Here is a 2123-nt window from a genome sequence, read left to right on the forward strand (position 1 = left end):
GCTTTGTGAAGAAATGATCAAAGAATTGCAAAAAAACAAAGATGAAAATGTGTGTTTAGGATATTTAGGCGGATTCCAGACCGTTTGGGCAAATCATGTATTCAATCCAATTTCTAAACTCAATACTTTTAATGAGGGAAAGAAAAATATCGAAATTGCGATTAAAAAAGACCCTCAAAATATAGAGTTAAGGTTTATAAGGTTGTCTGTTCAGATAAACGCCCCTTCATTTTTAGGTTATAATGCACAGAAACTTGAAGATGAAAGTTTTTTAATTCAAAACAAGAAAAACATTGAGTCAGTAGTATTGCTAAAAATGGTCAATGAACTTTTAAAACAATAAAATGAGGTATCAATTACAAAAAAATCAGCAGTTGAGTTGTGATATAGAAACTGCGTGGGAATTTTTCTCAGCTCCAGAAAATTTATCTCGGATTACTCCAAAAGAAATGAATTTTGTGGTTAAATCTGCGATTAAAGATGTGCCAATGTACGAGGGAATGGTAATTGACTATACGGTTTCACCTTTGCTCAATATCCCAATGAAATGGAAAACACGCATCACTCAGGTTGAAGATTTAAAAAGTTTTACAGACTTTCAAGAAAAAGGTCCTTATAAATACTGGAATCATTATCATGAATTCATCCCGAATGAAAAAGGAGTTTTAATGAAAGATACCATAGATTATGAATTACCTTTCGGCTTTATGGGAAGAATCGCTCATGCTTTGGTGGTTAAAAAGAAACTGGAAAACATATTTAATTACCGCAATAAAGTGATAGACGAATTATTCAACTCAAAAAATAAAACGGTATGAATTTCCTTATTGTAATCATTGTATTTCTCTCAATGGAAGGTGCCACTTGGCTCATTCATAAATATGTAATGCATGGTTTCTTATGGGGCCTACATGCTGACCATCACGATCATAGTACAGAAGGTTCTCTAGAAAAAAACGATTATTTCTTCGTTATTTTCGCAATTCCAGTAATTGCCATAATGTATTATGGAAGTACACAAGGCTTTAATTACGTTTTCTACATTGGATTGGGAATTGCACTTTATGGAATGGCTTATTTTTTCGTTCATGATATCTTTATTCATCAACGTTTACCTTTTTTAAAGAACACTAAGAATCCATATTTATTAGCCATTCGTAGAGCCCACAAACAACATCATAAACATCTGGACAAACACGAAGGAGAATGCTTTGGATTTTTATGGGTACCTGTGAAATATTTCAAAATGTATTTTAATAAAGTATAACCATGCAGCCCTATACATATTTACTCGTTAACTTCTTTACGATTATCATTTGCTTTATCGCTTCATTTGATCGCAGGGTTTTATTCAACAAGCATTTTGGAGCTTATTTCAAGGCTGCTTTTGTAGCGGCTGTTCCATTTATCGCTTGGGATGTTTGGTTTACTAAAATGGGAGTGTGGTGGTTCGATACAAACTATACAACTGGTGTAGTATTGCTCGGCTTGCCTTTAGAAGAAATGCTCTTCTTTTTCTGTATTCCTTTTTCTTGTGTCTTCACTTATTACTGTCTGGATAAGTTCTTTAATTTAGACTGGACCAATGTCTTTAGTAAGTATTTAACATGGATTACTGTTCTTGTCGGAGTTGGAGTAGCCATCGCTTTTCACGATAGAATATATCCATTTGTTACAGGACTTGTTGTTTCTGGAACAGTAATTTACCTCTACTATATTGCAAAAGTAGATTGGATAGGGAAAGCTTCTTTTGTTTTTTTTATCTTACTCCCAGGTTTCTTTATGGTAAACGGAGTTCTTACCGGTACAGGAGTAGATTCGCCCATTGTCAATTACAATCCAGATCAAATTCTAAACCTTCGTATGCTCACCATTCCAATCGAAGATGCGGTTTATGGCTATGCACAGTTTTTAATCGTTATTTATTTGTTTAAGCGGTTTATTAGGCCTTCTGTTTTATAAAAATCAAGAACATTGCAGGTGTTATATTTTTATTCCAGTAGAAATTCCAATTGACAAAGCATTGCGATTGAAAACGGCAGATTTTGAGACGCCTAAAACTCCAATTTGAAGATAAGGATGAACAAATAGTTTTATTTTTTCTTTGTTGAGGTAATTCAAGC

4 protein-coding genes are annotated in these 2123 nt (G+C 33.5%); all 4 read left to right on the top strand.

What is annotated here, in order from left to right:
• A partial coding sequence (locus tag VKY47_RS13040; RefSeq protein ID WP_324313251.1) for a hypothetical protein occupies positions 1-343 on the top strand: 343 nt, incomplete at its 5' end.
• A gap of 1 nt (position 344) precedes the next feature.
• Positions 345-818 (top strand): SRPBCC family protein, encoded by a 474-nt coding sequence (locus tag VKY47_RS13045; RefSeq protein ID WP_324313252.1) that lies wholly within the window; start codon positions 345-347, stop codon positions 816-818.
• Positions 815-1267, top strand: a complete 453-nt coding sequence (locus VKY47_RS13050; RefSeq protein ID WP_324313253.1) for a sterol desaturase family protein — start codon at positions 815-817, stop codon at positions 1265-1267. Before VKY47_RS13045 ends, VKY47_RS13050 begins: the two co-directional genes overlap by 4 nt.
• 2 nt (positions 1268-1269) lie before the next feature.
• Positions 1270-1962 carry a lycopene cyclase domain-containing protein gene (locus VKY47_RS13055; RefSeq protein ID WP_324313254.1) on the top strand — a complete coding sequence of 231 codons (693 nt, stop codon included), beginning with the start codon at positions 1270-1272 and terminating at the stop codon, positions 1960-1962.
• The last annotated feature ends 161 nt before the right edge of the window (positions 1963-2123 follow it).

This window comes from Xanthomarina sp. (assembly GCF_035306705.1).
Lineage (GTDB): Bacteria > Bacteroidota > Bacteroidia > Flavobacteriales > Flavobacteriaceae > Xanthomarina.

Excerpts from the sequence above, each read along its gene's own strand:
- VKY47_RS13045 (WP_324313252.1), top strand. The coding sequence starts at position 345 with ATGAGGTATCAATTACAAAAAAATCAGCAGTTGAGTTGTGATATAGAA.
- VKY47_RS13050 (WP_324313253.1), top strand. The coding sequence starts at position 815 with ATGAATTTCCTTATTGTAATCATTGTATTTCTCTCAATGGAAGGTGCC.
- VKY47_RS13055 (WP_324313254.1), top strand. The coding sequence starts at position 1,270 with ATGCAGCCCTATACATATTTACTCGTTAACTTCTTTACGATTATCATT.